The sequence below is a fragment of the Lancefieldella rimae ATCC 49626 genome, from assembly GCF_000174015.1.
Taxonomy (GTDB): Bacteria; Actinomycetota; Coriobacteriia; order Coriobacteriales; family Atopobiaceae; genus Lancefieldella; species Lancefieldella rimae.
In genome coordinates this window covers 116,785-143,194 of the sequence record NZ_ACFE01000003.1, presented here as the reverse complement: position 1 = coordinate 143,194, position 26,410 = coordinate 116,785, and the positions used below count along the sequence as shown (strand labels likewise).

At 50.2% G+C, this 26,410-nt stretch carries 32 protein-coding genes; all 32 read left to right on the top strand.

From position 1 onward, the window contains the following. The first annotated feature begins 1 nt into the window (after position 1). On the top strand, positions 2–2,599 hold the full coding sequence (locus ATORI0001_RS07680) for a DEAD/DEAH box helicase (RefSeq protein ID WP_003150072.1): 2,598 nt from the start codon (positions 2–4) through the stop codon (positions 2,597–2,599). Positions 2,600–2,610: 11 nt separating this feature from the next. Continuing rightward, the gene (locus ATORI0001_RS07675) at positions 2,611–3,078 is read left to right on the top strand and encodes a DUF4406 domain-containing protein (protein WP_003150002.1); all 468 of its coding nucleotides are present in this window, start codon (positions 2,611–2,613) and stop codon (positions 3,076–3,078) included. Then, positions 3,068–3,424 (top strand): hypothetical protein, encoded by a 357-nt coding sequence (locus tag ATORI0001_RS05665; RefSeq protein WP_003150095.1) that lies wholly within the window; start codon positions 3,068–3,070, stop codon positions 3,422–3,424. The genes ATORI0001_RS07675 and ATORI0001_RS05665 overlap by 11 nt, the downstream gene beginning before the upstream one ends. A gap of 3 nt (positions 3,425–3,427) precedes the next feature. Beyond that, positions 3,428–3,763: a TFIIB-type zinc ribbon-containing protein gene (locus ATORI0001_RS05660; protein WP_003149746.1), complete on the top strand. Its 336-nt coding sequence runs from the start codon at positions 3,428–3,430 to the stop codon at positions 3,761–3,763. Then, positions 3,756–4,115, top strand: a complete 360-nt coding sequence (locus ATORI0001_RS05655) for a hypothetical protein (RefSeq protein ID WP_155811565.1) — start codon at positions 3,756–3,758, stop codon at positions 4,113–4,115. The genes ATORI0001_RS05660 and ATORI0001_RS05655 overlap by 8 nt, the downstream gene beginning before the upstream one ends. Then, on the top strand, positions 4,115–4,648 hold the full coding sequence (locus ATORI0001_RS05650) for a class I SAM-dependent methyltransferase (RefSeq protein WP_050768533.1): 534 nt from the start codon (positions 4,115–4,117) through the stop codon (positions 4,646–4,648). Before ATORI0001_RS05655 ends, ATORI0001_RS05650 begins: the two co-directional genes overlap by 1 nt. Before the next feature lie 20 nt (positions 4,649–4,668). Further along, positions 4,669–4,872, top strand: coding sequence for a hypothetical protein (locus tag ATORI0001_RS05645; RefSeq protein ID WP_040324594.1), 204 nt, complete (start codon positions 4,669–4,671; stop codon positions 4,870–4,872). Between the two features lie 178 nt (positions 4,873–5,050). Continuing rightward, the gene (locus ATORI0001_RS05640) at positions 5,051–7,234 is read left to right on the top strand and encodes an AAA family ATPase (protein WP_003150006.1); all 2,184 of its coding nucleotides are present in this window, start codon (positions 5,051–5,053) and stop codon (positions 7,232–7,234) included. 229 nt (positions 7,235–7,463) lie between these two features. Next, a complete protein-coding gene (locus ATORI0001_RS07670) occupies positions 7,464–7,928 on the top strand; it encodes a RusA family crossover junction endodeoxyribonuclease (RefSeq protein WP_050768529.1) in 465 nt (154 codons plus the stop codon). 119 nt (positions 7,929–8,047) lie between these two features. Then, the gene (locus tag ATORI0001_RS05630; protein ID WP_003149782.1) at positions 8,048–8,359 is read left to right on the top strand and encodes a hypothetical protein; all 312 of its coding nucleotides are present in this window, start codon (positions 8,048–8,050) and stop codon (positions 8,357–8,359) included. 159 nt (positions 8,360–8,518) lie between these two features. Then, positions 8,519–8,917, top strand: a complete 399-nt coding sequence (locus ATORI0001_RS05625) for a hypothetical protein (RefSeq protein ID WP_003149901.1) — start codon at positions 8,519–8,521, stop codon at positions 8,915–8,917. Beyond that, the gene (locus tag ATORI0001_RS05620; protein ID WP_003149795.1) at positions 8,904–10,187 is read left to right on the top strand and encodes a hypothetical protein; all 1,284 of its coding nucleotides are present in this window, start codon (positions 8,904–8,906) and stop codon (positions 10,185–10,187) included. Before ATORI0001_RS05625 ends, ATORI0001_RS05620 begins: the two co-directional genes overlap by 14 nt. Further along, entirely contained in the window at positions 10,187–11,569 is a 1,383-nt protein-coding gene (locus ATORI0001_RS05615) for a phage portal protein (RefSeq protein ID WP_003149929.1), read from the top strand. Before ATORI0001_RS05620 ends, ATORI0001_RS05615 begins: the two co-directional genes overlap by 1 nt. Positions 11,570–11,577: 8 nt before the next feature. After that, positions 11,578–13,128 (top strand): minor capsid protein, encoded by a 1,551-nt coding sequence (locus tag ATORI0001_RS05610; protein WP_003149754.1) that lies wholly within the window; start codon positions 11,578–11,580, stop codon positions 13,126–13,128. Next, positions 13,104–13,271, top strand: coding sequence for a hypothetical protein (locus ATORI0001_RS07880; protein WP_003149911.1), 168 nt, complete (start codon positions 13,104–13,106; stop codon positions 13,269–13,271). Before ATORI0001_RS05610 ends, ATORI0001_RS07880 begins: the two co-directional genes overlap by 25 nt. 310 nt (positions 13,272–13,581) lie before the next feature. Next, positions 13,582–13,851, top strand: a complete 270-nt coding sequence (locus tag ATORI0001_RS05605; protein WP_003149723.1) for a thioredoxin family protein — start codon at positions 13,582–13,584, stop codon at positions 13,849–13,851. A gap of 107 nt (positions 13,852–13,958) precedes the next feature. Continuing rightward, positions 13,959–14,561: a DUF4355 domain-containing protein gene (locus ATORI0001_RS05600; protein WP_003150120.1), complete on the top strand. Its 603-nt coding sequence runs from the start codon at positions 13,959–13,961 to the stop codon at positions 14,559–14,561. A 15-nt stretch (positions 14,562–14,576) separates the two neighbouring features. Next, on the top strand, positions 14,577–15,464 hold the full coding sequence (locus ATORI0001_RS05595) for a hypothetical protein (protein WP_003149967.1): 888 nt from the start codon (positions 14,577–14,579) through the stop codon (positions 15,462–15,464). A 17-nt stretch (positions 15,465–15,481) separates the two neighbouring features. Then, complete coding sequence (locus ATORI0001_RS05590) at positions 15,482–15,829, top strand: phage head-tail connector protein (RefSeq protein WP_003150089.1); 348 nt, start codon at positions 15,482–15,484, stop codon at positions 15,827–15,829. After that, positions 15,826–16,155 carry a hypothetical protein gene (locus ATORI0001_RS05585; RefSeq protein WP_040324592.1) on the top strand — a complete coding sequence of 110 codons (330 nt, stop codon included), beginning with the start codon at positions 15,826–15,828 and terminating at the stop codon, positions 16,153–16,155. Before ATORI0001_RS05590 ends, ATORI0001_RS05585 begins: the two co-directional genes overlap by 4 nt. Beyond that, positions 16,152–16,541 carry an HK97 gp10 family phage protein gene (locus tag ATORI0001_RS07990; protein WP_003150116.1) on the top strand — a complete coding sequence of 130 codons (390 nt, stop codon included), beginning with the start codon at positions 16,152–16,154 and terminating at the stop codon, positions 16,539–16,541. Before ATORI0001_RS05585 ends, ATORI0001_RS07990 begins: the two co-directional genes overlap by 4 nt. Then, on the top strand, positions 16,538–16,951 hold the full coding sequence (locus ATORI0001_RS05575; protein ID WP_003149889.1) for a DUF5072 family protein: 414 nt from the start codon (positions 16,538–16,540) through the stop codon (positions 16,949–16,951). Before ATORI0001_RS07990 ends, ATORI0001_RS05575 begins: the two co-directional genes overlap by 4 nt. 18 nt (positions 16,952–16,969) lie before the next feature. Further along, positions 16,970–17,518: a phage major tail protein, TP901-1 family gene (locus ATORI0001_RS05570; RefSeq protein ID WP_003149977.1), complete on the top strand. Its 549-nt coding sequence runs from the start codon at positions 16,970–16,972 to the stop codon at positions 17,516–17,518. A gap of 69 nt (positions 17,519–17,587) precedes the next feature. Continuing rightward, positions 17,588–17,914 (top strand): hypothetical protein, encoded by a 327-nt coding sequence (locus tag ATORI0001_RS05565; protein WP_003149749.1) that lies wholly within the window; start codon positions 17,588–17,590, stop codon positions 17,912–17,914. 104 nt (positions 17,915–18,018) lie between these two features. Further along, complete coding sequence (locus ATORI0001_RS05560) at positions 18,019–18,324, top strand: hypothetical protein (protein ID WP_003149991.1); 306 nt, start codon at positions 18,019–18,021, stop codon at positions 18,322–18,324. After that, the gene (locus ATORI0001_RS07660) at positions 18,317–20,917 is read left to right on the top strand and encodes a phage tail protein (protein WP_003149810.1); all 2,601 of its coding nucleotides are present in this window, start codon (positions 18,317–18,319) and stop codon (positions 20,915–20,917) included. Before ATORI0001_RS05560 ends, ATORI0001_RS07660 begins: the two co-directional genes overlap by 8 nt. Next, positions 20,914–21,777, top strand: coding sequence for a hypothetical protein (locus ATORI0001_RS05550; protein ID WP_003150011.1), 864 nt, complete (start codon positions 20,914–20,916; stop codon positions 21,775–21,777). The genes ATORI0001_RS07660 and ATORI0001_RS05550 overlap by 4 nt, the downstream gene beginning before the upstream one ends. Next, on the top strand, positions 21,777–22,238 hold the full coding sequence (locus tag ATORI0001_RS05545; RefSeq protein ID WP_003149793.1) for a phage baseplate protein: 462 nt from the start codon (positions 21,777–21,779) through the stop codon (positions 22,236–22,238). Before ATORI0001_RS05550 ends, ATORI0001_RS05545 begins: the two co-directional genes overlap by 1 nt. 9 nt (positions 22,239–22,247) lie before the next feature. Beyond that, positions 22,248–24,683, top strand: a complete 2,436-nt coding sequence (locus tag ATORI0001_RS05540; protein ID WP_244851843.1) for a phage tail protein — start codon at positions 22,248–22,250, stop codon at positions 24,681–24,683. A 13-nt stretch (positions 24,684–24,696) separates the two neighbouring features. After that, entirely contained in the window at positions 24,697–24,993 is a 297-nt protein-coding gene (locus ATORI0001_RS05535; RefSeq protein ID WP_003149879.1) for a hypothetical protein, read from the top strand. Between the two features lie 12 nt (positions 24,994–25,005). Further along, positions 25,006–25,296 carry a phage holin gene (locus ATORI0001_RS05530; protein ID WP_003150076.1) on the top strand — a complete coding sequence of 97 codons (291 nt, stop codon included), beginning with the start codon at positions 25,006–25,008 and terminating at the stop codon, positions 25,294–25,296. Then, positions 25,289–26,374, top strand: a complete 1,086-nt coding sequence (locus ATORI0001_RS05525; protein WP_003149831.1) for a GH25 family lysozyme — start codon at positions 25,289–25,291, stop codon at positions 26,372–26,374. The genes ATORI0001_RS05530 and ATORI0001_RS05525 overlap by 8 nt, the downstream gene beginning before the upstream one ends. Positions 26,375–26,410 lie beyond the last annotated feature (36 nt).

The window sequence follows — 26,410 nt, the reverse complement described above, 5'->3', positions numbered from 1 at the left end:
CATGGAGCTAAGACCATATCAGGTCGAAGCGGTAGAGTCTGTATTTCGCGAATGGGAGTCCGGTAATCGCCGGACTCTTCTTTCTATGGCAACAGGATGCGGTAAAACTATCTGCTTTGCTGAGATTGTAAAGAGAGTGGCTGCAACAGGTGGCCGCTCTCTTATTCTTGCGCACCGCGGCGAGCTCTTGGAGCAAGCAGCAGACAAGATTCAACGCACATCCGGCCTAGAGTCCGCACTTGAAAAAGCTGAAAGCACATCGCTCAATTCATGGGCGCGTGTCACGGTCGGTTCAGTGCAGACTCTCATGCGACAAGACAGACTTAACGCCTTCGCACCGAACAGATTCGACGCGATCATCGTAGACGAAGCACATCACACGCTAGCGGAAGGCTACATCCGCATCCTCGATCACTTCAAGGGCGCGCGAGTACTAGGGGTTACCGCGACCGCCGACAGGGCAGACAAGAAAGACCTCGGAGAAGTGTACGATTCCATCGCTTTTGAGTATGGCATCGCACAAGCCATCAAGGACGGATATCTTTGCCCGATAGAAGCCGAGATGGTACCGCTTGAGCTGGACGTATCGAGCGTGTCAGTAACGCACGGAGACTACCAAGCGGGACAGCTTGGAGACGCTCTAGAACCATATCTTGACGCTATCGCGGACGCCATGGTTACGCGCTGCCAAGACAGACGCACCGTGGTGTTTCTACCGCTTGTGAGGACCGCAAAGGCGTTTGCCGAGAAGCTCAATGAGCGCGGCCTTATCGTCTGCGAAGTGGACGGACAAAGCGAAGACAGAGAGGAGATCCTCTCAGACTTCAACCGCGGAAAGTATCAGGTACTCTGCAACTCCATGCTGCTCACGGAAGGCTGGGACTGTCCCTCAGTGGACTGTATCGTGTGTCTTCGACCAACCAAGAGTAGGGGGCTATATTGCCTAGATGAACAAACAGAAGTCCTAACGCGTGATGGATGGAAACATGATGTAGAGGTTGGAGAAGAAGTACTAGCTTTTAATACCAAGACGGAAGAAACAAGATTTGTTCCCGCACTTGCTAAAGTACGTAGACCACTTGATGATGACGAATTTTTCTGCTCAATCAACGGACAATCAACCGATATCCGCATAACTAATCACCACCGCATGATCTATGACAACAAGCGCCGCAAAGGATGGAAGATTAAAGAAGCTCAAAATCTTGCTGATATGAGAGATGGTGCCTATATTCCGGTGTGTGGAAATGGAAAGTTTACAGGAGTTCCACTTTCAGATGCAGATCTAACATTCATCGGGTGGGTTATGACTGACGGCTCAATCAATAAGGCAAATGGTCAAATAACCATTACACAAGGTGAGCAACAAAAAAGCTATTGCGAGGAAATCGAACGTTGCATCAAAGAATGTGGATTTAAGTTTACTCGCTCAGTCAGAAAACGCACAAATATTCACTGGAATGCTCACGGAAATTGCGTCATATGGACTATTTCACATGGAAAGCCAAGAGCGACCGATAAAGACAAAACCGGATGGGGACGTCTTGAACCATGGTTGTCAAAAGATATGAGCGAGAAGCTCTATGACATGACACAGCGCCAGTTTGCTGTAATGCTCGAAGCAATTTTCCACGGTGACGGAAACAAGAGCAACACTCTCACCTACGATATCGGAAAGGGTAACAAAACCTTTATCGAAAGATTCCAAGCAATGGCAATACAGCGTGGATACCGTGCAAGTGTTTCAGTAGAAAAGGCCAATGAAGTAAGAAAATGCGATCTTTGGCATATTCACGTTAAAAAGCAAGGTTTTGTAAAAGTCGGTTCCATCTCGGGACAGCATGCTCAATGGACCAAAGAACAACATACTAATGAATCGTGTTGGTGTGTTGAAAACGAGCTAGGAACACTTGTAACACGCAGAAACGGAAAAATTGCTGTTGTAGGTAATTGTCAGATGGTAGGCCGTGGGACTCGATTATCTCCGGAGACGGGCAAAGAGAAGCTTCTTTTGCTCGACTTTCTGTGGATGACCGGACGGCACAATCTGGTGCGCCCGGCGGCGCTATTCGCAACATCTGATGACGTAGCTAAGCGCATTACCGAGATGACACAAGAAGTAGAAGGCGCGGTTGATCTTATGGGAGCCGAGCCAATCGCCGAGCAAGATGTTGCGCTTGAGCGTGAAGCGGCGCTTGCAGCAGAGCTCGCACGAATGCGTAAGCGCAAAGCGAAGTTTGTTGACCCTCTGCAGTATGCGGTAAGCATTTGTGATTTAGATCTACAGACCTTCGAGCCAGCTTTTGAGTGGGAAGAGCGGCCAATCACCAAGAAACAAACAGAACAACTGGAAAAACTCGGTATTGACCCTGAAGGCATAACGCAAGGATATGCGGAGCTTGTACTTGCGAAGGCGCGTGAACGCATCGACGCACATCTTGCGACACCTAAACAGGTGCGCATGTTGGAGCGCAAAGGCTTCCAACATCCGGGGCTTTGGACGTTTGAGCAAGCCAGCCACATGATGAGCCGCTTGGCCATGAACCGCTGGATTGTCCCGCACGATATTGACCCCGCAACGTATGACCCAAACAACTGAAAGGAATAACAATGAACATTGAAATAATGGCTGACGATCTAAGCGACAAAGAGACCATCAAGCTGCACAATTTGGTACGCAAAAATCCTCATCTGAAAGACCTTGTAAAGCTCATTAGCGAAATACAAGGAAAATCGGTTTTTCTATCCGGTCCCATAACCGGGGTAGATGGCTACAAAGACCGCTTCGCAGATGCAGCAGAAGTTATTAAAGCATTAGGCGCAAATACTGTCTTTAATCCTGCTGCAGAAATACCAGACAACACAGAGCGCGAAGAAGCAATGCGTATATGCACTGGCAAGATCATTACAAGTGATTGTGTAATAACGCTCCCCGGCTGGCAAGACTCAGAAGGTGCGTGCTTTGAGTATGTTGCATCTGAAATATGCGGCATAACTCACTACGAGCTGAAAGAACTTATCACCAAGTCAGTCTTGCAGCAGATAAAGGAGGACAAAGGTGACTCTGATGACCGATGAAATCACAACCAAAATCATAGACGAGATCGCAAAGCGCTTTGACGGCGCCTATAGCATCGCAGCAGAATCTATGTCTCAGTATGTACAGACGAAGATAGTGGATTCTTGGCGTTGCTTAGTCATGGTCGGTATAGCGATTATTTTATGTACTGTTTTATCAGTCATCGTACTTCGTATAGGCAATAAATCGCATGACGGCGACGAGGGTTTCTTTTTCGCCGCTTTCGTTTTTCTTGCCGGTATCGCTGGAATTTTTATAGCTGTTTTTATCTTTTCCGCTTTTGATACATACAACTGGATAACCTTCCCGCAGGGGATGCTTATCCACGAGATTTTAGGGAGGTAGGCAATGAGTGGTCACACTACACCTGAGGAGCGTCATAAGGTAGCGGAGCGGCTGCGCAACCTTACTCCAAGTAAGCACGTACACCCTGATTACACACCGTGGTATACAGACATTTGCGGCGCCATTGGCGGTGAAAAAGATTCCTGGCTTGGCATTTCGGCTCTTGCTGAGCGCCTAGCCAACCTCATAGACCCGACATGTGAGCTAGACCTTGATTTTTGCATGGAATACATCGTGTGTCAGTCGTGCGGATATGAGCTACCACATGGTACACATCTTGATGAGACTAAGTACTGTCCCAACTGTGGTTCAAGAGTGGTGGTGAGCAAGGATGAGTGACGAAATGCTTACCAAAGTCATTGATGAGTTATCAAAGCGTCTCGGCACAGCCTACGACATCACGGCGTCAGCCATTGAGCAGTATACGCAGTTGAGAGCCATGCAATCGATATATATCACAGTTATGTTCGGCATATTGCTAATTGTTGCGCTAATCGTTTTTGTCGTTCTTGTTTCATCACGCATCCGCAATGGAGATCCTGGTGATAGCAAACAATTCGCTGCCGCCTTTGTTGCTGCTATAGCCGTCATTCTGCTAATTGTGCTGGTGATTATGGTTTTTCAGCTTCTCGGCTGGTGTTTACATCCTCAAGGCATGCTGGTACAAGAGATTATGCAGGCGGTGAGATGATGACTTTACCACCAGCCCTAGACGTGGCCTGTGGGCCACGGAGCTTTTACTTCGACAAGCAGGACGCGCGCGTACTTAAGTGCGACGCGCATCCGAGACATCTCACGTTGTGCGACGGTCGTGCGCTTGATGTCAGTCCCGATATGGTGGCTGACTTCCGGGAGCTACCTTTCCCGGACGAAAGCTTTAACCTGGTAATTTTCGACCCACCGCATCTTATAGGTAAGCGCGGATGGCGAAGCGACTACTACGGCAGCCTTGATAGTCATACATGGCGCGAGGACTTGGCCAAAGGCTTTCGCGAGTGTCTGCGAGTACTCAAGCCATATGGCGTGCTTGTCTTTAAGTGGTGCGAGTGTGATATCCCACTCAAAGACGTATTGGCACTTTGTCCGGCAAAACCGATTATCGGCAATCGACGCCCTAAAGCGTCTAAGACGCATTGGATACTTTTTATGAGGGAGCCGCAAGAGCAAGCCGCTCTACCGGCAGGGGACTATATCGACAATCAAATACTTGCACTAGCGACGTAGGAGAAGAAAAAGGAGGAGCGATGACAGAAGGTGAATACATCGTTGGTACCGACGGCAACAGCGGGCATTGGCTCACTGACGAACCAATCGTGAGATGTCGAGATTGCAGCCACCAGCATTACAATCCGCTTTGTGGCTATATCTGCGATGGCTTTGGATTCGTAATCCCAGAGGATAATTTAGACGGCTTCTGCGCATGGGGCGAGAGGAAAGAAGATGCGTAGATGTGAAAACTGCGTACATGCAAGATGTTTCCTCGCGCCTGCTCCCGGCCTGCCTGATATATGGCTGTGCAAATCCCGTGGTGACGAAATACTGCTGTTTCCAATTCTACAGGCGCTCACATGTCGAGCGTATGAGAGTCGGTACAAGCTAAGAGTTAAGAAAAGGTGATCACAATAAATGAAAGAACAACATAGAGACCTGCTCGACGCACTCGATGCGATAGATCCTGCGGGACTTAGCTATCAAGAGTGGGTCGATTGCGGAATGGCACTCCACGAATCCGGCTTTACGTGGCAGGACTGGGACGAGTGGAGCCGTCAAGACAGCGCACGCTACCACGAAGGCGAGTGCGAACGTAAATGGAAGAGTTTTGGTAATGGTGTCGAGAGGATTACCTCCGGCACCATTATTCAAATGGCAAGAGAAAGAGGGTGGTATCCATCACAGGGTCCAGTACGAGCCATTGACTGGGACGAGCCAATTATGGTAGGCGGCATTACACCAGACTGGGTAGACGAAGAAGACGTCGATATCAACGGTGGCACGTGGCATCCAGCACGCGAGCTTTCGGACTACTTGCAAACGCTTTTCGACGATTCCGACCATGTATGCTACGTCAACGAAACGTACGAAAAAGACGGTCGGTATATGCCTAAGCGCGGACACTGGGACAGAACCGCCGAGCAGCTCCGCGAGGAACTATCAAAATGCAAAAACGATGATATTGGGGCCGTGCTGGGAGACTGGAACGAGAACGCCGGAGCATGGATTTGCTTTAATCCCATGGACGGTAAAGGACGAGGAAACCAGAACGTCACCGAGTATCGATACGCACTGGTTGAATCAGACACACTTGAAGTAGAGAAGCAACTCGGCATGATCAAGGCGATGAAACTACCGTGTGCGGCAGTCGTCAGCTCCGGACACAAAAGCGTCCATGCTATTGTCAGAATTGATGCGGGATCAGACTACGCGCTCTACAGAAAACGCGTAGAGAAGCTTTACCAATACTGTGCGACACATGGATTTAGTCCCGACACGGCTAATAAAAATCCATCGCGTCTCTCACGTATGCCGGGCATTACGCGCGCAGGAAACCGCCAGAAACTCCTAGAGCTCAACATTGGCTGCAAAGACTGGGACGAGTGGGAAGTATGGATTGACGAGTCTGAAGATGATTTGCCGGACGAGGTGGATTGCTCAGACTGGGACGAGCCTGTAGTGCTCAATGCGCCGCTTATAGGCACCGAGGACGCGGGACTGCTCCGGCAAGGACAGAAGCTTATCGTTACCGGTGATTCCAAGATGGGCAAGTCTTACGCGCTTATCGATTTAGCGGAAGCGGTTTGTACCGGCGGAGACTGGCTTGACATGCCATGCGCTAAGGGAAAGGTACTCTACGTCAATTTGGAGATTGAAGCAGACGAGTTCAGACAGCGTTTGCATACCGTCTGGAATGCACGTCGTGACCATGCTGACGCAGAAAAGATTAACAGTCTGCGTCAAAACTTCTACACATGGAATCTGCGCGGCAAGGCGCGACTTATGAAAGAGCTCACACCGCTTCTTATCCGGCGTGTGCTCAAACATGGTGAATCCGGTACATTCGTGATGATCATTGTTGACCCGGTCTACAAGGTCAACGGCGGAGACGATAACGATTCGCGTATGGTGGCAGAGTTCACGAATGCCATCGACCGTATCACAGAGGAGTGCGGATGCGCTGTAGTTTATGCGCACCATCATCCAAAAGGCACATCAGGACAGAAAAAAGCAATGGACCGTATGAGCGGCTCTGGCGTTTATGCGCGCGACGCAGACTCCATGTGCGACTTCACACCACTTGAGATTCCGGAAGAGTTCAGAAAGACGCATCTTTCCGGCGCTCCGGCGTACCGCGTGTCAATGACGACACGAAGCTTCCCAACACCTCCGGAGAAAAACGTCATCTTCTCGTGGCCGAGGTTTTACCTTGATCCAACAGGGAAGCTGTCGAGGTTCGAGACGGAAGGAGCGGATCCGTTCTCCAAAGCAAAAGAGACACGTAAGAAAGAGAGTAATCGTGTCAAAAAGGAAGCCGCAGAGCTTCTACAGAACGCTTTTGACAAAGCAATAGAAAATGGTTGCGGCGGTGAAGAAGGATACGTCTCAATGGGTGATCTGGTCGAGTATATCGGTACAAGAGATGACGGCGAGAAGCCAAAAGACCGCACTATTCGCGATTGGATCGCTAAAGAGTGGTCTCCGCTTGGTAAAAAGTCCGTTGAGTACATCGGCTACAAAGGAAAAACAAGCACTAAAACCGTCTATTTTGACCGCATGAAAGAAGTTGAAAAAGAGTTCTGGGAAGACGAAAAATAGGCTAGGTGGTGAAGTGCGGCGGCGTCTCTTATATATACGTAGGTGTTACCTACTACTCGTAGTGTCGTATCACTCCTGTGTGAAGGTAGGTCGTATGCACGGATGTGCGCATAAATGCGCGCACATCCTTGTGCGCAAAGCTACAGCATACGCCCCCCCTCACAGCATAAGTAATTAAAAGCCGCCGCCCGATGGCAACAATCAACAAAAATGAAGAAGGTGATTCGCGTTGAAAGACGCAAGAGTAATTCGCGCGTTTCTGCCGATCGATCCTCCGAAGGTGACGCACAACGCGCTCGAAGCATATGTCATTGGTGGAGGACCAAGGAAAGGCAGAGCCGCCATTAGAAAGTCAAACAGGCTCAAGAATGCAGAAGACGAGCTGTGCTCGTGGATACGTGCATCTGTTGGGAAAGACGTAGAGACTCTGCAAAGCCCGCTTAGGCTCACTGTGAGATGGATGTTTCCGGAAAGCATGAAGCACAGAGACGGCGAGCCGCACACAGGAAAGCCTGATATGTCGAATATGTTGAAGACGTTTGAAGACTGTCTCGTGAGATGCAGTGTTATCGATGATGACAGGGGAATTATCGACGAGCATCTCAGCAAAGGCTACGCAAAGACATACGGGATATTCTTCAAAGCTGAGGAAATCAGACGAGATTTTGCAGGTAAAGACGGTGATATGAGATGACAGCGCAAGAATGGTGGGAGGATGTAAGGAATGCGAGTCTGTCAATTTCTTCCGCACGTATCAGGCTAAACGCTATGAGAGAGCCTAGGAGCGCGTCTAATGGCTCTGGAAGTGTTGGAATGACTTCTGACCCGACAGCGAGTATTTCAGCCGCTATAATAAGCGCAGAGGAAGCTCTCGCGCGACTTGTGCGGGAGTTTGAGAAGACGATTGACGATGGTTATAAGGCATGTCATACAATCGGACTTGCCGTCAGTCAGGATGCGGCGCTTGTGATGCAGCTGTATTTTGTGGATGGGAAAAGCTGGAGTGAGACGAGTCGTATCGCGCATATGTCGCGCAGTTCATGTCTTAGGATGCGCAATCAGGTTTTCGAGCTGACAGATGATATAGGAGTGGCGCGGCTCGTGAATGGATGGAGTGGCGTTTAGAAAATTGGAACTGTTTGGTACTAGTTGGAACTGTTTGGAACTTGAAAAGACTAGGAAAAGCGGTATTGTGGTATCGTCAGGTGTGACTGACAGAGAATGACTCGGTAAAGCCCTTGCGGATGCGCAGGGGCTTTTTTCGTATGCAAAGGAGGCGAGTCGATGCCGCGTGGAAATAAGAAGAATCTTAAGACGCCAAGCACAGAAGAAGCACGAGTGCGCGGCCGTAAAGGCGGAAAGGCTTCCGGAAAGGCTCGCCGCGAAAAGAAAGACATGCGCGAGACGTTCTTGGAGATTCTCAATATGCCAATGAAGGCGGGAAAGCTTTCAGACGCCAAGACACTAGAAGGGCTTTTAGCTGCTAAAAATCTACGTGCCGGTCAGAAGATGGCGCTGAAGATTTTGGCGCAGGCACTCGACGGAGATGTGCGCGCTGCCGAGTTCGTCCGCGATACTTCCGGGCAGAAGCCCGTACAACAGATGGAAGTATCCGCCAACGCTAAGGAAGCTAGCGTCGCATTTAAGAGTTTGCTCGACGAGGTAGACAGTGGAGAAGGATAGAGCGCTTGCACACCTCATCAAACAACATCCGGTAAGGCTTGCCCATATGCTTGGCTATGACCTTCTACGCGAAGGACTCCACGACAGATGGATTCGAGATATCGCATACGGCAAGTACGATATGACACTGCAAGCGCATCGTGGTTCATACAAGACGACAAGTCTTGAAGTTGCTTTGTGGGTGATCATGCTTACACAGCCGGATAAGACCGTTGGATTTCTTCGCAAGAGTGAAGCTGATGTGTCAGAGGTCTTCTCAGCGGTTGAAAAGATGCTGCGTGCTGATGTGACGCAATACATCGCCGAGATCATCTACGGACGTCCCGTGAGAGTCACTACAGCGTCATCTACGGAGCTATCGTGCGATATCGCGTGTAATGTCTCAGGTGTGTCGCAAGTCTCGGGGTACGGTATTGGGGGGTCACTTACAGGTAAGCACTGGGACATTGTGTGCACAGATGATATCGTGACGGTGCGTGACAGATACTCGCGAGCAGAGCGTGAGCGTACGAAGCAGGTTTATCGCGAACTGCAAAACGTCAAGAATCGCGGCGGGCGTATCGTCAACACAGGAACACCGTGGCATAAAGACGATGCCTTCCAGTTGATGCCGGAGCCCGTGCGTTGGCCCTGGGATAAGACAGGGCTCGTTACGCAGGAAGAAGCCGAGACGCTTAAGAAGCAGATGACGCACTCACTCTTCGCGGCGAACTATGAGCTGCGGCATGTGGCCGAGGAAGGCGCGGTATTTGAGGGTGAATGTCAGAGCTTTACCGATAAAGAATTGCTTTATGACGGCTTGATGCACGTTGACGCGGCCTATGGCGGCAAGGATGGCACAGCTATTACGTGCATCCAATGGCGAGATAGTGAGCCATACGTTCATGGTGAGCTGTATCGCGAGACGCATGTCGATAAGTGCATGGCACGCATCTTGGAGCTACACCGCGAGCTAAGACTTGGCACGGTGTACATGGAGAAGAACGCGGACAAAGGTTACGTTGCCGACAAGCTTGAAGGTTACAGGTTGCCTGTATCGACTTACCAAGAAACAGAGAATAAATTCATCAAAATCTCAACGTTTGCACGTGGGCAATGGTCGCATCTACACAGGCTCCAAAGCAGTGTCAAAGCATCGCGTGAGTACTGGGACGAAGTAATAGATTTTACCGAGGGAGCAGAGCACGACGATGCGCCAGACTCACTGGCGTGTGCTATCAGGCTTCGTGAGAGCGCACCAATCATCCATCTATTCAAAGGAGGTATCTAGTGGCAGATACTACGGCTAATGCGGCCACGTATGAGCCTACAGGCGGTTATAGGCTTCCGGAAGACGTTACGCTTGACGGTAAGCGTCTAGCGGCTATGCTTACCGATTACATAGCTAACCAAGTTCCACGTCTCGTGTCACTTCGTGATGCGTATGAAGGCAGACACGCCATTCTCAGGCAAAAGGCTAAGGCTGCATATAAGCCTGACAATAAGCTTGTAGCGAACTACGCTAAACAAATCGTGGATTCTATGGTCGGATATTTTCTCGGTGTTCCCATTCGCACTACTGCAGATGATGAAGTTTTCGCACAATACCTTGAAGCATGGAGCGCGGCCAATGATTCCGACGATCTAGACGCAGAGCTTTCTAAGCTTGCTGACATCTACGGCGTTGGCTATGAGTTGATGTGGCGTGACGCTTCTGCTAATGCCCGCTCTGCAACGGTTAATCCGATGAATTGCTTTGTTATTCGTGACGATACCATCGAGAGTAACGTCATCTATGCTGTACGTTTTTGGAAAGATGACAACCGCTACGACGATAAGACAGACACTATACGCGGCACACTCTATGACAATGTTTACGAGACGCCGTTCACCTATTTTGGTGGTTCTGTAAGCTTTGGTGAGCCTGTTATACACGGCTTTTCAGGTGTGCCTGTGGTCGAGTACATCGACAATGAAGAGAGACAAGGGCTTTTTGAAGGCGTAATGTCGCTCATAGACGCTCACGATAAGGCAATTTCGGAAAAAGCAAACGACGTGGAATACTACGCTGATGCATACCTGAAGATTCTCGGCGCAGAGATTGACGAAGCAACGCTGAATTATCTGCGAGACAATCGCATCATCAATTTGAAGTCTCGAGACGGCCAAAACATTGTCATAGACTTCTTATCGAAGCCTGACGCAGATAACACGCAGGAACATCTGATAGACCGTCTAGAGCGGCTTATCTTCACGCTTTCGATGACGTCAGACCTCAGCTCTGAGAGCTTCAACACCAGCTCCGGCATTGCTATTAAGTACCGTCTGTTGGCCATGAGCAACCTTGCTATGGTGAAAGAGCGTAAGTTCCGCCGTTCGCTTTCTAAGCGCTGGAAGTTGCTTTGCGGTTATGCAGGTAACAACAAGCTTTCGCTTGATGCCTGGACTACTGTCCGTGCAACGTTCACACGTAATCTTCCATCGAACCTGCTCGAGGAAACGCAGATTGCGGGCAACCTCTCCGGTATTACGTCCGAGGAGACGCAACTGTCTGTCTTGTCGTGCGTTGATTCGCCGCAGGCTGAAATGCAGCGCATGGCCGACGAACGCGCCGAGCAGGCCGCGCAGTTAGTACCTGCGAGAAGTGACGAAAGTAATCTAATCAAAGCATAGGAGTGTAGATGTCAACTTACTGGCAGCGTCGGCAGAATATGGCAGATGCTGCCATGGAGCGTGACGAACACGCCTTGTCTAAGCGCGTAGAGCAAGTCTATACACGCGAACTGAAAGGGCTTGAGCGTGAGATAGCGAGCTACTATCAGCGCTACGGAGAAGACAACGTCATAGCGTATCGCCGTCTCATGGAGACGATGGACCCTGTAGATCGTGATTTGCTTATCCGAGATTGTGATAAGTTTTTGGCCGTACATCCAGATATGCAGTCTATCGTTGATGTGCGTAAGAGTATCTACAAGCTGAACAGGCTCGAAGGCTTACAAGCGTCTGCACGGGTGCATTTTTACAACGTGACATTTGAAGTGTCTGGGTATGTCGACAAGCATTTGTTGAAACAAAGTCTACGCGGTGCAAACACGGCGGCTGAAGCGATGGGATTTGGCAAATCGTTCTATAACATGGACTCTGACGCGGTCCGCCGTTTCGTTGATACTGTGTGGACGGGTAACACGTCATACTCTCAGCGCATTTGGGATAACACGGAAACCCTCGCGTCTTACGTGTCGCAGGACATGGCGAAGGCATTCGCTCGCGGTGATTCGTACCAGCGAATCGCGAAGGCGCTCGAGAAGCGCTTTGTGGACGTTCCACAGTCATCGCTCATGCGCTTGGTTTATACCGAGGGAACCTACGTATCACGCATGGCACAAGCTGAAGAGCTGAAGCGTGAAGGCTTTGACTCTTATACCATACAGGCTGTACATGATGGCAGGACATGTGAACAGTGCCATGGTGTCGAAGGTAAGACGTTTCGCTTTGAGGATATGCAGGTGGGCGTGAACTTCCCGCCACTCCATCCATACTGCAGATGTCAGATTGCGCCAGCTGTTGACGATTGGGACGCATGGCAACAGAAGCAGGAGGAGTTTGGCCAAAGGCAAAAACTAGCTCGAGTTGAGGAGAACGAAGCTTTCGTTAAAGCTAAGAAAGGTGGTAAAAACCGCTATAGCGTTAATTACAAGAGAGTTAATACGAAGGAGTACCACGATAAGTTTGGACAGTTGCCAGTCCCTAAGCCAGTACAAGAGCAGTTGTATATTCAGACTGGTCGTATGCTACAAGAGTTGGATGGAACACCTTATGAAAGACTTGTCGCTCTTGATGCTAGAACAGGAGATTTAGTAGCTGATACTTATTCTCATGAACTTGTTAAGCTAGCGGCAAATTTCAATAAAGATGAATTAAAGATAGTTCGGAAACATAAGAACGGCATTGTTCTTTTACATAACCATCCGGGTGATTCTTATCCGTCGCTTTCTGATATTTATTCTGCAATGATGACTGAAGGTGTATCTGGCTCTTTAGTATCTGGGCACGGTGGAACCGTGTATTATATCGAACCTATTAAGTTGCATGGTTTTGAGGAAAGATATAGTATTCTGCTTGAAGAAGCTAAGCAATTTACTACTGAAATAGAAAGAGCTCAGTTAATTGCTTTTATTCGTCTAGAAGAAGAAAATGAGGTGAAGAAATGGTACAGAGTATTAAAGATCTAAGAAAAAGAAAAGATATCCTTTTGATAGATGATGCTAGCTCTGAGCGTTATGCCAACGACCAAGACTTCGCCAAAAGTGTTGATAAATTATATGGTGAATTTAGTAAACATATTGAAGAGTTAGACGCCAAGCGGAATAAATAATTCACCAACCAACTAGCTTTTACAAGCCACCTCCGGGTGGCTTTTTTATTGAGAAAAACTGAACGGAAAAGCAAATCAATGAAAAAGATTATTCGTTGCTCTCAATGTTCAAGATGTGCGTGCATTATGGAATGCGGATTTACAGGTTGTTTACGTTTTTACTGTACGGACACTAAGTGCTATGTGGACAGTGATGATGGTTGTACTTTTGGTTGTACTGGTAAGCCGATGACTGGCACAGAACACATAAATGTTTATGACATTACACAGGCTAAACAGTCGATAGTAGATGATGAAGGGTGGTGAACCTATGCCCAAAGTGATGATCTATGTCGCTGATTGGTGCGCGCTTTGTCGCTCTACGATTCGACGCATTGTGCCGCAACTGTCAGAGGAAGACATCGAATATGTGGTGGTAGATGTCGGCTGGCATCCGAACGATGCGAAGGAGCGAGACATTGAACACTTGCCGACTATATGTGTGGTCGACTCCGGCGAGAACGAACTCATGCGCTGTCGGGGGTGTCCGACAGATGAAGTTCTGGAAAAGATTATTGAATTGTGTATTGAGAGCGACTAGGGATAGTCGCTTTTTTAATGCGTGACCAGGACGGGAAGTCACTAAAAGCTCGTGAGAAAAGGTACGCCGACAGCCTGGGAATGTCGGGAGAAAAGGAGAAATGAATTATGGCAGATGTAAACACAAACGGGGAGCCAACGCCACAGGCACAGACTGAGCCAAAGCAAGAGCCAAAGCAAGAGCCGACCAAGCAAACCGAACCGACAAAAGGCGATCCTAAACAGCAACCAAAGTACACGGACGCTGACGTAGACGCGCTTATCGGTAAGAAGTTTGCTAAGTGGCAGGAGCAGCAGGAAGCGAAGATCGCAGAAGCGGCTAAGTTGGCGGAAATGAACGCTCAGCAAAAAGCCGAATACGAGCGTGATCAGCTGCAAAAAGAGCTGGACGACTTGCGCCGTAAAGATGCAGTGTCTGGCATGATGGCTGAGTCTCGCAAGCAGCTCCAAGAAAAAGGCATCTCTGTTGATGATGCGCTTCTCTCTCGTCTTATTGCTGACACTGCCGAGGAAACCAAAGCATCGGTCGATGCTTTCTCCGAACTCTTTAATGCTGCCGTTGAAGCAGGAATTAAAGAGAGATTGGCGGGCAAGGCTCCCAAAGCTACAACACCTGCCAAAGCAATGACGCGCGATGACATTATGGCCATCCAAGATACGGAAGCTCGTCAACGCGCGATTCACGAACACATGGATTTGTTTTCTAACTAAAGAAAGGCGGCAACTATGCCAGCAGAAACAGGACTTACCGTAAAGACCGACATCGCTCCTGAGATTTCCATTGACTATGTCAATCGATTCACTCAGGGTATCCAGGAGCTTCAGAAGGTTCTCGGTATTACCAACCTTATCCCTGTAGCTCAGGGCGGCACCATCAAGACATACAAGTTCATGAAGGACGTCAAGAGTGGCGTCGTCGCCGAGGGCGATACCATTCCAGCGTCTAACATCAAGCGCCAGCTTGACCAGACCATCGAGCTTCCGCTCAATAAGTATCGTCGCGTAACCTCCGCTGAGGCTATTCAACTTCGTGGCCGCAACCGCGCAATCAACGAGGCAGACGCACAGCTTATCGGCACCATTCAGAACGGCATTCGCAACGATCTGATTGCAAGCGTCTCCACCACTACTGCTGCAGCAAAGAATGGCAAGACCCTTCAGGCAACTATGGCCAACCTCTGGGCTTCTTTAACTGCTAAGTTTGAAGGCTATGACGGATTTGACACTGACGCAGCTAACCCATTCGTCTTCTTCGTCAATCCTCTCGATGTGGCTGATTACCTCGGTGTTGCAACTGTAACCACCCAGAATGCTTCAGGCATTACTTACCTCAAGGACTTCCTCGGCTTGGGTACTGCAATCACCTCTTCCAAGGTTAAGACAGGCACTCTCTTTGGTACTGCAGCCATGAACCTTAACCTGGCCTACATCCCAGCAAACGGTTCTGACCTTGCTTCCACCTTCGGCCTTACCTCCGACAAGACCGGCTTCGTTGGTATTACCCACAATATCGACACCAAGACCGCAACCTGCGACACCCTTGTTATGTCTGGCGTCAAGATCTTCCCAGAGATTACCGACGGCGTTGTCAAGGCTGAGATTAAGGCAGCCTAAGCTAAGGGGGTGGGCGTATGGATGCACTTAGTCGTGTAAAGGCTCGCCTTGATGTCTGGGAGGATATGCCATCTGATGTATGGCTAAAGGAAGTTATTCAGACTCTTATCGATCGTGTGTGTATGCGCATAGGTGTGTCTGATCTTCCTGTGTCTGCTGAGTCCCTTGTGGTCGATGCAGCCGTGAAGATGGTCAATCGACGCTTTGATGAAGGCATTACGTCTGAGTCGGAGGGACAAGGCGGCACTATGGGATTGCAATTCGTAGACGATGTGCTCGCTGAGTATGACGCTGAACTCTCCGCTCTTGCTGATATGGCGAGGGCGGAGGGCACCTCCAATCTCCCAAAAGTGAGGTTTCTATGAAGTGGCGGATGTGTGAGCTTATCGAGCTTAGAGACACGGGCAAGCGGGACAAGCTTGGGAATCGCATCAAAGAGCGCATAGTTCTCGGAACCGCGCGTGTAAGAATGTGTCCTGTGGGGGTTCTCGCTACGTCTAACGATGGCAACAACTACAAGGCAGGTGATTTAACGCTCATTACGATTACGCCGCTTAAAACGGCTCTCAGAGCTTCGCTTGTGCGCTTCCCGATTACCGAACCAAGCAGTGTCTATGAAGTCATACAAGTGTCAGAGCTCGGGCGACGGCGCGTACTAACGCTTCGTCTACAGAAAGGCAGTGTGTCATGAGTATTGATGTCACGCTTGATGCAGACGACTTCACTGCTAAGCTGACAGACCTCCAAGAACTAAGAGTCGATACAGCCATCAAGCGTACGGTAAACGAAGTTGCCGAAGATCTACGCAATATCACTCCACGTCGTACAGGTGAGCTGGTCGGCTCCATTCGTCAGTCTGTCAGTAAAAGCGAGGGTGAAGTCGGCTTTACGAGCGAGTACGCGCCACACGTTGAGTATGGCCACCGTCAAAACGTTGGCCAGTACGTCCCGAAGCTCGGTAAGCGCTTAAAGGCTCCCTTCGTGGAAGGCCAGCACTTTTTCTCTCGTGAGATGGAAGCCACGCGACGTGTGCTCAAGAAACGCATACAAGATTTATTGAGAGAAGGTGGCATGTGAGAAAGACATTAAAGCGTTTGCCGCTCTCTGAGCTTATTGCAGCTGTCGTGTCGCAGGTGGAAGACTCTACCGGCCTTCGGTGTGTAACGGACGCGAACAACGAGCCGTCGCCTTTCTACTCGATCGGTGCGATAACGACGCGTCCGGACAAGTCTAAGACGATGTATCTGGACGTATTTACACTGCAGATACACGCTATTTCAAAGCCTGGTGAAACTCGCGAAGAGGTTTTTGAGATGCTTGATGCGCTCTCAGAAGCTATGAGCACGCGCGTAGAGCTTGCGTGTCCGTACAGAGTCGTGCGACAAGTCGATGACGGCGTGCAAACAATCAAGCGAGATGAGACGGGGGAATGGCACGCGATATCTGAGTTCGAGATTACTGTCTCGTATGGACTAATCATTAAATAAAAAAGAAAGGGGCATATCATGCCAGAAGGAACACCAGTTTCTCCAACTGCATATGACAGTGGCGCATATTGCGATACTGGAGCAGGTGGCGTAGCTGCTATTAACGGAGCGGATGTATTGCTTGGTCTCTTTAACGCCGACGGCAGTAAGTTACTTGCCGTCTCAGGAGAAAAGGACCACAAGATTTCTCTTTCCGCAGACACTACAAGTGTCTCGTCTAAGGACGTAAAAGGTGCATGGAAGATCCAGCGCGCTTCTACGCGCTCTTTTGAGGTGTCTGTTGACACTATCGTTGTTAAGGATGCCGAGAGCGACAAGCTAATTCGCCAAGCTTTCGAGGAGGGCACGGCGCTTTGCGTCAAGGAGTTCTACGACGATAAGGACTTTACGCCTATCGGTGGTGGCTCTGTATACGTGACGAAGTACGAAGCCGATTCTCCATCCGATGACGTGCGTACAGCTTCTGTATCGCTCTCCGGCAGTGGTAAGTGGACGTGGTTTGACATTAACGAAGCCGCAAAGGCTAAGGCAATTACCAAGCCATCTAATCGCACAGCCGCTAAGTAAGCGAAGTAACTATTCAACTAACAATTCGGGGTGCCTTAGGGCGCCCCGTTTTTCGTATAAGGAGTAAAAATGGCAGAACCAACTACCTTCGAGGTTGAAGGCGTCCAATATGAGATTGTCTATGCGCTGAAACGCATTGAGATGGCAGAAGCAGCAATGGGCAATAAGTCCATCATGGCAGTCTTTAATAGCGATTCTCCGACCATCAGAGAACTTGTGACGATGCTTGCCTATGGCATTCGTGAAAGTGGACGCGCGGCTTGGGTTAATCCCACAAAAGGCGTCGAGATTGCCGAGAAGCTTATCGAGACAAAAGAAGGCGGATACGTTGACGCGATCAACATGTTTGTTGACGCGGCACAGCGTGACTGCGCTTTTTTATTCCCGAAAGCCTAAAGCGTCCACGCTGGAAACGCCACGGCGAGAAGCCTAGCCAGCCACAGACTACAGAGCCTAAAGATGGCGTAGACGAGTCAGAAAAGCTTTGGGCATGGGCGGCAGTGCGTTTTGGATGGTTGCCTTCGCAGTTTGCGGAGCTCACACCCTCACAGCTCGTCTTGCTAAAACGGGCGCGTGAAGATTACGAGGTTTTATCGGTTTCGGCTGTGCGTGATGCGATAGGTAATGCGCTCGCGAATGCGTATCAAAAGAAGAGTGCAAATCCGATTCCGCTTTTCGATGAAATCGACTATGACAAGCCGGCGCGCACTATGAGCACCGGTGAAGCAATGCAAAAAATGGCGGCTCTCGAGAAGATCGAGGGACGCCGTAATTTTTTTAGAGAGGGGGTAAACCCTCGTGAGTGATTACACTCTTAACGCAAAAATAACGGTAGACAATTCCCGTTTTGTAAAAGGAATGGAAGAAGCTAGAGCGGCTACCGAGCAGCTAAAGCAAAGTGTCGGTAAGACTTCGCAGCAAACGTCAAGCGAAGCCGGCAAGATGGAATCTTCCGTGTCCTCTAGTTGGGACAGACTAAAAAACAAAGCACAGAATAGCTGGCAAAGCGTCTCCAGTGCGGCTGTAGGTGGTGTGTCTCGAGCGTGGAATGCAGTACGCACAAATGCGTCAGAGCTTGTCGGTGTGATGGGCAATGTTGCAGGCGCAGGGGTCGCAGCAGTTGCGGGGATTGCCGTACAAGGCGGCTTTGACCGCGCTCTTGCTATCGACAACGCAAAGAAGAAGCTTGCTGGCTTTGGCCATGATGTGCAAGACATTGAGTCCATCATGAACTCGGCCACAACTGCTGTGCGCGGTACGGCCTTCGGTCTTGGCGATGCGGCTACTACGGCTGCTACGCTTTCCGCAGCAGGCATTAAGTCCGGCCAAGACATGACGAACTCTCTGCAGTCTGTCGCCAATGTGGCGTCTGCCGCAGGACGTGACTTTAATAGCGTCGGAACTATCTTTAGTTCCGTGGCTGCGCGTGGCAAGCTCATGGGCGATGACATGCTGCAGCTGACAAGCTCGGGCGTACCGGTACTGCAGCTCCTTGGTAGCTATCTTGGTAAGACTTCCGAAGAAGTTTCCGATATGGTGTCTAAGGGTCAAATTGACTTCCAGACATTTTCAGATGCTATGCGCGTCGGTTTGGGCGATTCTGCCCAGGCTTCCGGAAACACATTTCAAGGAGCAGCAGCAAACGTCCGTGCGGCACTGTCTCGCATGACTGAACCTCTCATGAACGGCGTTATTCAGACGGCTGTTGGAGTGTTCAAACAGCTTGCTCCGGCGATTGATGGCATTACCAAGGCAATCGGTCCCGTTATGCCTGCACTCGCTCCGGTAATTGCTGGCTTTGTGGCTCTTAAGGGTCCGGCCGCGCTTGCCGGTGTCATTGCGCACATACCTGTACTCTCCGGTATGCTCGGACCTTTGTCCGGTGGTCTGTCGGCACTCTCTGGCCCCGTAGGTATCGCTGTAGCGGCTTTTCTTGCGCTTGCAGCCACGAATACCGATGTGCAGAATGCGCTTGGTGAGATTGGCTCTGTACTTGGTGCTATAGGCTCAGATATTGCGTCTGCGTGTGGCCCGGCTCTGCAGTCTCTTTGGGAGTCTTTTCAGAAAATTGGTGATGTGGCCGGAGGTATCGTTGTAGCAGCCCTGCAAGGTATCGCTGATGTGCTTGGCAGGCTCTACGATACGGGAGTTGTATCATCTGCCATTGGTGGTATTGCTAATGTTCTTGCTGCCGTAGCTGATGCGGCGGCAAACTTCGCGCAGACGGCAGCACCATATATCACAGGCGCTATTGACGTAATTGCCGATGCTTTTTCTAGCGCAGTAGATTTCATAGCGCCATTTATCGATTGGCTGACAAGTGCACAGGGTGCAGGCGAGACCTTCCAGAACGGCCTACAAGTAGTCGTTGACTGGTTTACATCGACCTTTGCGCCGGTATTCGATGCGGTACAACCAGCTATACAGATGTTTAGCGATGCGTTCGCGACAGTTGGAGATCTCATTACAGGCACCGTCATTCCAGCATTTGAAATGGCGTGGCCAGCAATACAGGTGGTTGGGCAAATTCTTCTCGGCATCGCGGGAGTTATCGGCGGTGTCGTGCTTGCGCAGCTTCAGATGCTCGCTAACTTCGTCGGTACCGCGCTTGGCACAGCCTTTACAGTAGCATCGTCTGTCATCACAGGCGCTATGACGGCTATTTCCGGCATCATCCAAGCGGTTATCGGAGTTATTCAAGCTATAGTCGGTACATTTGTCGGCATTTTTACAGGCAACTGGCAGATGGCATCAACCGGCGCGCAAAACATTATGAATGGCCTGTCCGGAGCGCTGCGCGGCATCATGAACGGCATTCTAGGCGCAATAACAGGCGTGCTTAATGGCATCGAAAGCGCCTTTTCAAACATCCTGAATGGTGTCGCCAGTACGGTATCAAGTATCTTTTCCGGCATTGCGAACACCATTGGCAATATCATGGGCAATGCGAAAAACACTGTCTCGAATGGTCTAAACGCCATTGCTAATTTCTTCCGTGGACTGCATATCGAATTTCCAAAAATCAAGCTTCCGCATTTCCATATTTCCGGAAGTTTCTCGATCGCTCCACCATCAGTCCCGCATCTTGATATTGAATGGTACTCAAAAGGTGCTGTGCTCACGCAGCCGACTATCTTCGGCATGAATGGGTCTAATGCCATGGTTGGCGGAGAAGCAGGTCCGGAAGCCGTTGCGCCTATCGATACGCTGAAAGGCTATATCGCCGATGCGGTGTCAGTGGATGACACAGGGACAATAACTCTCGTTGAGGAGGTGCGAGCTCTACGCGAAGACGTGCGGAATATGAAGCTCTATATGGATGGGGAAACGGTCGGTGGAGTTATCGCTCCGGAGATTGATAAACGTCTTGGAGAGTATAAGGTGGTGGCAAGCCGATGAAGTATGAGGGATATGAACTTACAGTAGACGGTACGCCACTGTGTGAGACGTATGGGCTTGTGCTTGACAGCTACTCTGACAAGCCGCCAGCACTCAAAACGGCTAAGGTGGCTATACCGGGGCGTGATGGCACTTTAGACTTGTCAGAGTGGCTTACAGGCGCTCCTGTCTACAATGACCGAACGATAGAGTGCATCTTGTATCCGGTCGAGACTTTTAATTGGCTGGATATCGAGGATTGCTTGACGCGCTTTCGTAACTTCTTACATGGTCGGCGTTTTAGCTTCGTCCCATCGTGGGACGCTGACTACACCTATACGGGGCGCTTCAGCGTTGCTACGCAGAAGCTCTATGACCAAACAGTAGAAATCAAACTGCAAATTACCTGCGAACCGTACAAGTCAAAAGGCATCATCGAGTATCTCCTTAACGGCGAACTCGGCAAGACTTATACGCTTAATGGTCCGGCAAAAGAGACGGTACCTATCGTCACATGCACGTCTCCCACCATCATCAACCTAAACGGCCAAAGCTTTGTTTTCGAGCCGGGCACATGGACGAACGAAGACATGGTTTTGCACCATGGAAAGAACATCGTCCATGTAAACACAACGCTCGATTATGGCAAAGCTGTATGGACGGACTATACAGGTGATACATGGGATAAGTACGCAGGCTTCCGCCTAGGCTATCTCGTGCGAGCCGGTACTAATCGCCTGAAATCTCTTAAATGGTCCGAGCTCCAAGTAAGGACATGGGACCAGCTACACGGTACATGGCGTGAAAACATCTATGTAGGCGATACGGAAGCCCACGAAGGTAACGACGTAAAACTTACATTTGAGTGGAAGGACATCTAATGTCATCGAAAACCAAGAATATGGGCTTAACAAAGCCCGACGTAACAGACGAAATCCAGCAGAGCATCAAGGATATCGCTAAGAACTTCGACCTGCTCGATGCCATGTGGCCGGTAGGCAGCATCTACCAGTCTACCAAGCCAACCGACCCTAGCACCTTCCTCGGCGGTACATGGTCGCCTATCAATGGCGTCTTTTTGCTGGCTCAAAGTCAGAAGCATCCCGTAGGCTCTACCGGCGGCGAGGAAGAGCACACGCTTACTGTGGCTGAGATGCCTTCGCACAACCACGATACTTCAATGCTCTATGGCAATACTTGGGGCAGTGGTAACCAATGGACGGCATACTCCAGTGGCGATGTAACAAACTACCGCTTTAGAGTAGACGCGACCGGTGGCAACCAGCCGCATAACAACATGCCACCTTTTCGTTCGGTCTTCATGTGGGAGAGGACGGCGTAAATGTATGCCATGAACTACGCGGGACAGGTACTCCACAATCCGCGTACTGATACACAGATTTTAAGCGCAGAACTAAAAGAAGAGTCGGGACAGTCCCCGACTCTTACTTTTAAGATCGCACCCACACACCCACTCTGGTCTGCTTTTGGCCATGATGCAGTTATGGCCATTGAGCGTGAAGTGGAGTTAAAAGAAGTCGAGAGCGGCGAGGTACTTTTTCGTGGCCGTGTGCGCTCGGTGTCTATGCCCATGGATGGTGCGAAGAAAATAGTCTGCGAGGGGTCACTCGCATATCTCAATGACACGACCGTGCGGCCTTATAAGACCTACGACACGACTGAGATTGATTGTCCCATCAATGCGCCAGCAGAAGCCGACAAGCTTTTTCTTTGGTTTATCGACCAGCACAACACGCACGTCGCTAACCGCTGTAAGCGCTTCCGTGTCGGTATCAATGCCGGCATAAACTACGGACGTCTGAGCCGTGGTACCGGGAGCCGTCCAACCACAATTAAAGAGATGCGCGATAAGCTTACAAAGCTCTGTGGGGGCTATTTCCGCGTGCGATATGATGACTACGGCTCTCTTGTCGATTGGCTACCTTCTCGCGGTGCTGCGGAGTCTACACAGGCCGTAGAGCTCGGACAAAATCTCTTAGATCTTTCAACTGGGACCGATGGCAAGGATCTCTTTACCGCCATTGTGCCGGTAGGCAAAGCCGGCGAAGGAGAGCATGAGCACGATGTCACGATCGATGACGGGGAGCAAGACGGTGTGTATGTAGCCGTCAGTCCCGACTACTATATCCTTGGTGATGCCATCGTCGATAAGGCTAAAGCAGAGCGCTATGGAGTTATCGAAAAGACTATCCAGTATCACGATATTTCTGACAAAAAGCAGCTCGCCGAGAAGGCTATGGCAGAGCTTGCAGCAGCGCGCTTTGATGATGCTATCGAAGTGTCGGCTTTTGACCTGCACTATGCAGATAAGAGCATTCGACCCATTAACTTCCTTGAACGCGTAAGTGTCAAAAGCAAGCCACACGAACTGTCTCGCATGATGCTTTGCGTGGGCCGTACGATTGATATCTGTGACCCCACTCACAGCAAATACAAGTTCGGTGCCATTGCATCTACCCTCACTAAGGAAGGTACGACAGCGCAAGACGACGCAGACGCTCAGCAACGCCGCGTCACAGCACTCTCAGCGTCCACGCGAACTATCGCGGAAGATGCTAAGAAAACCACTATTAAGGTGGCAGAGGTAGATGACCGTGCGGTCAAAGCAACCACGACTGCCGAGGAAGCTAAGAAGACCGTCGTTAAGGTTGAAGAGCAAGTCACTACGGCGGCTAAGAAGGCGGATGCCGCAGCGTCTAAGGTGGAAGAGGTAAGTACCAAGGCCGAGAAGGCAGCACAAGCCGTTACGACGGTTGTATCTGATGTTGCAGCGGCTAAAGCAGCAGCCACGGAAGCTAAAAAGACCGCAGACGCAGCTGGCCAAGAAGCACATGACGCTAAGACACAAGCCAAGACTGCAGCCACGCAAGCTGCAGCTGTAGACGGTAAGGCAACAGAAGCGAAGCAAATGGCCAGTGCAGCCGGTACAGTTGCCACACAAGCAGAAGAGACAGCCACAGCTGCTAAGCAAGCAGTAGATAAGCTCAGCAACGCCTTTTCGACCGATGCTGAAGGTGCTCATGTCGGGAGCAAGGCAGCCGCCCACACGACGATTGATGCACAAGGTTTACACGTGATGAGCGGCGCAAAAGAGATTGCTACGATTGCTCAAAACACTGTGGCTCTTGCTAAAGGAGCGACAGAAGCAGAAATATCAATGGTTGATTCTGCTTTTAACCTTAATGTTAAGCGTGAAAATAATCCTGATATTGGCGTTATACAAGATGCAGTTTTTACGGGAGAGTCATTTTCGTTTAATCCGCACTACTCATATACGACTATGTCAAGCGTTCTAAAATTTGCAGCGATTGAGAGCGAGATTAATCGAGGCATAGAGGTCTTCATTAAGCCACAAGGGTATGAAGTGGCATATATAGCGAACGAAAATGTACTATCAAGTGCCACGGGTACACATAAGCATCTAATCAATCTTCTCACTGTCACGCCATGGGTAACTATGAGAGTCACAGACGGCTCAAATGTCATACCAAAAGCGTATGTCAAGTGGCGCATCTATGGTGGTTTTCTGCTCTTAGATGTGTATGTCCCGGCCGGATACTCCGGCGTACATACCGTCGAAAAGCTTCCGGAGAAGTGGCGTCCGGCTGACAGCAACTACGTCGTACTCGCAACACAGCAAGCAGAAGGCACTGCTGGCGTATGGGTTGATGGCGTAGGCGGCTCCTACGGGGACATATGGATATACAACTCGGCGCGGGGCTACTGCTCAGGGCTGGCGTTCGTCATGCCTAAGGCTTTCGCATAGGGGAGGTGAGTATATGGAGACGAATATAGACAAGCTCGAAGCTGACCTCAGCGCCTTGCGAGGTGAGGTCATCCGAATCCAGTCAACCGTTGACGACCACGAGAAGGAACTGCGAGCACTCCGCGAGGTATACATCCGGCACGATGAAAAACTAGACAACATCAACACGAAGGTTGGTGAGGTCTTACTAAAGGTTAATAGCCTGACAGAGCTACCCGCTCAGCGGTGGAATGACACCGTTAAAACCGTCATTAGCATTATCGTCACAGCAGTCGTGACGTTTGCAATTACAAAGTTAATCGGTCAGTAAAGGAGATTAAAGATGATTAACGTAACCGTACGTATGAAGAACAAAGCTTTTTGGCTGGCAATCGTGCCGGCCGTACTTTTGCTTGCGCAGGTATGTGCGGCACCCTTTGGCTATAAGTGGGATTTCGTCGTGCTCAATCGCCAGATTGCAGACATTATCAACGCCGCTTTTGCGGTGCTTTCCATCCTAGGCATCGTCAATGATCCAACTACGCAGGGTCTCGGCGACTCTGCCCGAGCTATGACCTATACAAAGCCAAGCGAGAAGCCCACTCATACTGCTATGGAGGGCGGCAATGCTTAAAGGAATTGACGTATCCGGCTACCAGTCCATAAGTGGCGGTACCTACGACAGTAGCTTTGTGGAGACCGCTTACAGCGGCTCTGATTTCGTGATTGCTAAGGCCACACAAGGCACACGACCGATGAACTCGTATATGACGGCTCAGCTTGAGCGAGCACTTGCAGACGGTAAGCTTATCGGGGTCTACCACTATGCCGACGGCGGAGACCCCGCAGCTGAAGCTGACGCTTTCCTCGACCGTGTTAGTGGCTACATTGGTCGTGCTCTTTTGGCGCTTGACTGGGAGACCACCGATAACGACGCATGGGGCTCTACTACATGGCCGCGTCGCTTTGTGGACCGAGTGCACGAGCGTACCGGTATATGGCCAGTGGTATATACCTATCCGGCAGGACGCCCACACGTGGCGTCGTGCGCGAGTGATTGTGCGCTTTGGATTGCAGGATATCCCGACAATCGCTTCTCGTGGGAACTTCCGGAGATGATCTACAATACCGGCGCATGGCAAGATTGGACCATCTGGCAATTCTCAAGCTCAGGCGGTCGATGCGACCTTAATGTGGCGCAAATCGAGCCTGCTGGCTGGGCTAGAATCGCAGGTGGTAATGACACTGCATTTACGCCGCACTGGGTACACAACACACACGGCTGGTGGTATGCACTAAGCTCTACGACGTGGTACTACGACTGCTGGGCATTTATCGATGGCTATTGGTATGCTTTTGATAAGGACGGCTACGCCCGCAAAGGCTGGTTCTTTAACAGTAATAACTGGTACTACCTCCGCGAAACTGATGACGGCTACGAGTGCTCTATGGCTATTGGCTGGCAGGATGTCGGTAAGTATCGCTATTACCTCAAGCCAGACGCGGGCGCTCCTATGGGAGCTATGGCTACCGGTCTTTTTGAGGTTGACGGCAAGATGTATCTTGCCGGAGAAAATGGCAATCTCTTAGACAAGGGTGTACATGTGCTGGACGGCCACGCATACGCCGTAGCTGAGGATGGCTCGGTACTGTCTGATAGCACGGTACAGGCTGACACAGACGCCCAAGGACGCTTAACGGCATTGCACTAAGGCTCAAGTGGTATACTGTAACTGTTGATTTTTGGG